Origin of the sequence: Vibrio sp. 10N.222.48.A3 (genome assembly GCF_041475345.1) — a bacterium.
GTDB lineage: Bacteria > Pseudomonadota > Gammaproteobacteria > Enterobacterales > Vibrionaceae > Vibrio > Vibrio tasmaniensis_A.
Map to the genome: position 1 here is coordinate 1 of NZ_JBFRVX010000929.1, position 5,277 is coordinate 5,277.

Sequence of the window (5,277 nt, forward strand, 5' to 3'; positions counted from 1 at the left end):
CAACGTTGTCGCGAAGCCTACAAAGGCACGCCAATCGTTCTTGGTGGTATCGAAGCAAGTTTGCGCCGTGTGGCTCACTACGACTACTGGTCAGATAAAGTTCGTCGCTCTGTATTGTTTGACGCAAAAGCAGATATTCTTCTTTTTGGTAACGCTGAGCGTGCACTGGTTGAAGTGGCACACCGCATTGCCGATGGCGAAGACATGTCTACGCTGACCAATATCCGCGGTACTGCTATCAACTTGCCTGCAGCGCCTGAAGGTTACAAAATTATTGATTCTTCTCGTATCGAAAAACCGAACAAAGCCTACGTTCCGGTTAACCCGTACGAAGTAGAAACGCAATGTGATACCAAGAAAGATGAAAAAGAAGAAGTAAAGGCGCAGCCAATTACTATTCGTCCTTCTCGTCACGATGCAAAAACAACCGCGGTTCGTATCCCTGGTTTCGAAAAGCTCAATAACGACCGTATTCTTTACGCTCACGCTAGCCGTATTCTGCACCTAGAGACTAACCCGTATTCAGGTCGTGCTCTTATTCAACGTCACGGTGACCGCGAACTATGGGTAAACCAAGCGCCAATTCCTCTTGCAACTGAAGAGATGGATTACGTGTTTGGCCTTGCGTACAAGCGTGTTCCGCACCCTATGTATGGCAAAGCAAAGATCCCTGCATACGACATGATTAAAACTTCGGTTAACATCATGCGTGGTTGTTTTGGTGGTTGTTCTTTCTGTTCAATCACAGAGCACGAAGGTCGTATCATTCAGAACCGTTCGAAAGAATCGATCTTGGATGAAATCGAAGACATTAAAGATAAAGTACCTGGCTTTACCGGTACGATTTCTGATTTGGGCGGCCCAACGGCGAACATGTACCGTTTAGGTTGTTCAGATCCAAAAGCTGAAATTAACTGTCGTCGTCCATCATGTGTGTTCCCGAAAATCTGTGAAAAGCTAAACACAGACCATCAACACACCATTGACCTGTACCGCTCTGCGAGAAAAGTACCGGGCGTTAAGAAGATCATGATCGCTTCTGGAGTACGTTACGACCTAGCGATTGAATCTCCAGAATACGTACGTGAGCTTGTGACTCACCACGTTGGTGGCTACTTGAAGATTGCTCCAGAGCATACTGAAAAAGGCCCTCTGGATCTGATGATGAAGCCAGGCATGGGCACGTACGATCGTTTCAAAGAGATGTTCGAGAAATACAGCGCTGAAGCCGGTAAGAAACAGTACCTAATTCCTTACTTCATCTCTGCTCACCCGGGCACAGAAGATGAAGACATGCTTAACCTTGCAATGTGGCTGAAAAAGCACAACTACGAGTGTGACCAAGTACAGAACTTCTATCCATCGCCAATGTGTAATGCAACGTCGATGTACTACTCAGAGACCAACCCTCTGAAACGCGTGAAATATAAGAAGCGTGAAGATGTTCCTGTACCGAAAGGTGATCGTCAACGTCGTCTGCATAAAGCGCTGCTTCGTTACCACGATCCTGAAAACTGGAAGATCATCCGTGAAGCGCTGATCAGCATGGGTAAAAAGCACCTAATTGGTGACAAAGCAAACTGTCTAGTACCAGAAGAAGATTTTGAAGCTCAGACACCGGCGCAGCGTCGTAAGTCTGGTCGTCACGGCTCACAGCGCTTTGCGACTAAGCACAGTAAGTCTCAACCAGGTCTTGGTGGCGAAAGCCCACGTAGCCATTCTAAGCCTGGCGGCAATAAGCCTAAACCGGGTGGTAAGAAGCCAACAGGTAGCCAAAGCAACGGCAATCAGGGCAACGGGAAGCAGAACGGTAATGGTAATAAACCAGCGACTGGCTTCATCAAAAAAGCCCCTGCTAGTCAGCAATCTCAAGGCAATGGCGGCGGGAATGGCAAGTCAAACCGTAACAAAGCGGGTAATGGTCAAGGTGGTAAACCTGTGAGTAACGGCAAGAATCGCCAACGCGCAGCACAACGTTAAGACAGCAACCCATTGACTTCGCTATGGTAAAAACACAAAGCGCAGCTTTTTAGCTGCGCTTTTTTGTGCCCGTTGCCAATGGCTAGCTCCTTAGCCACGTAAATACTTAGATACCAAGGGGGGTTACCTACTTATCTAACGCGTAAACACCCAATACTGGCTAAATAGGTAATTGGTGACCATTCCGACAAGAGTCCCCACTGCCATTGCGATAAAAACAGCTCCGATAAAGGTAGGAAGCAATTCCGTCATCAGCTTAAAGCACAGCAAATTAGGTACCGCTGATATTGATGCGGTAAACATGAACTTTTGCCACTGAATCAGCTTCTCAGACCAATGACCTCGCCCTTTATATTCAAAAGTCAGTATACGATTACCCAACCATGTCGTCGTTGCAGCAGCAATAAAGGAGCTAATTCGCGCCATCATTAAAGGCAGCCCAACAACATAATGCAGCAATGCAAAAACCAAACAATCAACAACAAACCCACCAACACCAACCACAGCAAATCGAACCATCTTGTGGTGGGACTGTAGTCTTTGGCTATGTGATTGAAGCTTGTCATTGAACATTCGTAGCCTTGAGTTAACGCTGAACATCATTTTCACTTTCAATATGATTCAACGAAAAATTTGGTGTGTTGCTCTGGTGATGGCAGCTGAACAGAGCACGCTTAATCTTGACCGTCGGTTCCAAAATACACGTTAATGCGTTCTCTTTGATCTTAATTTCCACTTCCGCTTTATGGCCGATCAAATAGAATTTATCGATGCCATTTAGTTGCTCGATATCAAGAAGCTTTTTCGCTTGCCCATGACTGTAAAATTGCCCTGAGAATGGTCTTTTACCCACATAAAAACTTGGCGCAGAATCCGTAATCTGTTCAAAAATAATACGGTCACTTTTCTCGTTCGCCTTCCCTAAGTTCAGGTAAACCATCGCAATCATTAACAGCACAGGTAGCACCAAAGCCACACTCGAAAACCACTTCTTATCTTTTTCCACCACAAGTATAGCAACCAGCATCCCAAGGGCTGGAATCCCCGGCAGTACGTACGCAGGGAGAATATTGCCCGCCATAGTGAAAAGAATCAGTGGCGAAATCAACCAACAGACAAGGAATGAAAACAACCCACTATTCTCAGCGTTAATTTCCGCAATTTTCTTGCGACGAGCGAAAGTTAAAATAGGTAATACAATCGACCACGGCGCAGCGGCCTGAATCCAAAACACCCAGATCATGCCTCTGGTTTCATCATGAGCAGAACCGTATAAATCGCCCTCCCAACCACTCACAACAAAACGCTTAAAGTGTTCGCCAACAATAAAATAATCAATAAAGCCCGGAGTAGCCATTTCAGCCATAATGTACCAAGGCAAGGCAATCGCCAGCATGACACCTAAACCAGACAACAGTGGAAAGCGTTGCCACAACACTTTAAAAGCCCCAAAGATACCATGTTGTAATAGCAACCAAGGGAATACTGCGATACCCATGATCACAATCGCAACAGGACCTTTTGCAAGCAAGCCCAACGCCAAGCCTACAAATCCAACGTAACCCCAGGTTTTGTTGGTTCTCTCACTTCCTTCGCCTTTACAGTCTTCTCCACCGAGCCAACATAAGTAAAAGCCCAGCATCGCGATGGTCATGGCTAACGTTAACGCCATGTCGGTCATCACAGCACCCGCGGCGATAGAGAAAATCCCACATGTTGCCAATACAACAGCCGCCACTAAGGCACTTTGTCCCGTACGCTTCGCCAGATACGCGACCAATAGAATCGTCGCGAAACCTGCTAACCAATGCGGAGCACGCACAGCAAACTCACTCAAGCCGAACAACTCAATACCAGCAGCACTCATCCATGTTAACAACGGTGGCTTACCCCAAAAAGGAATACCGTAATCAAACTGAGGGGTTAACCAATTGCCAGTTTCTACCATCAAGCGAGCCATTTCTCCATAGCGCGCTTCAGTGGTGTCCATTAACGGATAAGTCGCCAAAGATAAAAGCCTTAGAACCAGTGCAAAAGCCAACAAATACCATAGATGCGTTCTGTTCAGACTCATGCTGATTCCTCTAATTTAAAATGTGTTTTCAATGCGGGTGTATCAACGACCGATTGGATCAGATAAAGAGGGCGATTCTTGGTTTCGATGAAAATACGACCTATGTACTCCCCCATTAAACCAATACTCAACAGTTGGATTCCGCCAAGTGCAAGTTGCACGACCATCATTGACGGATAACCCGTAATTGGCTCACCAAACATCATGGTTTTGAACACGATGAAGACGCCATACACGAAAGCAGTAAGCGCCACTAATCCACCAACTGCCGTCGCAATACGCAGTGGGCGGATAGAGAATGATGTGATGCCATCCATCGCCAATCCGATGAGTTTCAAATAGTTCCACTTGGTCTCGCCACAGAAGCGAGCATCACGCTTAAATTGGAGTGTCGCTTGTCGGAAACCCGGCCATGAAAAAATGCCTTTCATGTAGCGGTTACGTTCTGGAAGCTGATTGATATGGTCGACAACCTCGCGGCTTAACAGTCGAAAATCACCCACATTCTCAGGAACATCAATCTTCGCAGCCACGTTCATGACTTTGTAAAAGCTCGCTGCTGAAAACTTCTTAAACCATGTTTCACCATCACGCTGGCTGCGCTGCATATTGACGACGTCATAACCTTCGCGCCACTTGGCAATCATTTGCGGGATAAGCTCAGGTGGATCTTGTAAGTCAGCGTCTAGCAAAATCACCGCTTGTCCACGACAGTGCTCAAGGCCTGCGCTCATCGCTGATTCTTTGCCAAAATTACGGCTTAAACCGATAACAGAAATTGAGCTATTGATTGAAGTGAATGAACTCACCAACTCCAAGCTGCTGTCTTTGCTACCGTCGTCGACATAAACGATTTCACTCTTGATGGGCAAGCTATCAAGCACCTTGGTAAGGCGAGAGTGGAACTCTTCCAATACCTCTTGTTCATCGTAAAAAGGCACAATGATAGACAGAGAAACCGCAGGGTTGATCTGCGATGTAGATATCTTAGGGCGGCTTATATGAAGTTCAGACATAATACGTTCTTCTATTTTTTAATCTGAATCCAATCTACCCTCCCATAAGTGAAAGTTATGTTATTGACATATTTTTCACGCTCACTCAGGATAATGTTACCGTCTATTTCTGTATGAGAATCAAAATGAAACGAGTTCTATTAGTCGAAGATAACCGTGAAATCGCAGGTGTCTTGTTTGATTATTTTGAGTGTATTGGTATGGAAC

4 protein-coding genes and 1 pseudogene are annotated in these 5,277 nt (G+C 45.9%); 2 read left to right on the forward strand and 3 right to left on the reverse strand.

Annotation, left to right across the window (positions count from 1 at the left end; translation table 11 throughout):
* The coding region (locus AB4653_RS21990) for a YgiQ family radical SAM protein (RefSeq protein ID WP_372105346.1) at positions 1–1,980 on the forward strand (1,980 nt) is incomplete at its 5' end.
* A gap of 135 nt (positions 1,981–2,115) precedes the next feature.
* On the opposite strand, the gene AB4653_RS21995 is transcribed toward AB4653_RS21990, so the two are convergent.
* The 3 genes from AB4653_RS21995 to AB4653_RS22005 are packed head-to-tail and all read right to left on the reverse strand — an operon-like array spanning position 2,116 to position 5,070.
* The gene (locus AB4653_RS21995; protein ID WP_012603650.1) at positions 2,116–2,580 is read right to left on the reverse strand and encodes a GtrA family protein; all 465 of its coding nucleotides are present in this window, start codon (positions 2,578–2,580) and stop codon (positions 2,116–2,118) included.
* Positions 2,567–4,054 carry a glycosyltransferase family 39 protein gene (locus AB4653_RS22000; RefSeq protein ID WP_009846417.1) on the reverse strand — a complete coding sequence of 496 codons (1,488 nt, stop codon included), beginning with the start codon at positions 4,052–4,054 and terminating at the stop codon, positions 2,567–2,569. The genes AB4653_RS21995 and AB4653_RS22000 overlap by 14 nt, the downstream gene beginning before the upstream one ends.
* Positions 4,051–5,070, reverse strand: a complete 1,020-nt coding sequence (locus AB4653_RS22005) for a glycosyltransferase family 2 protein (protein WP_017098516.1) — start codon at positions 5,068–5,070, stop codon at positions 4,051–4,053. The genes AB4653_RS22000 and AB4653_RS22005 overlap by 4 nt, the downstream gene beginning before the upstream one ends.
* A 125-nt stretch (positions 5,071–5,195) precedes the next feature.
* Between AB4653_RS22005 and AB4653_RS22010 the strand changes: the two are divergent.
* Positions 5,196–5,277, forward strand: a pseudogene (locus AB4653_RS22010) (DNA-binding response regulator); the annotation flags it as partial.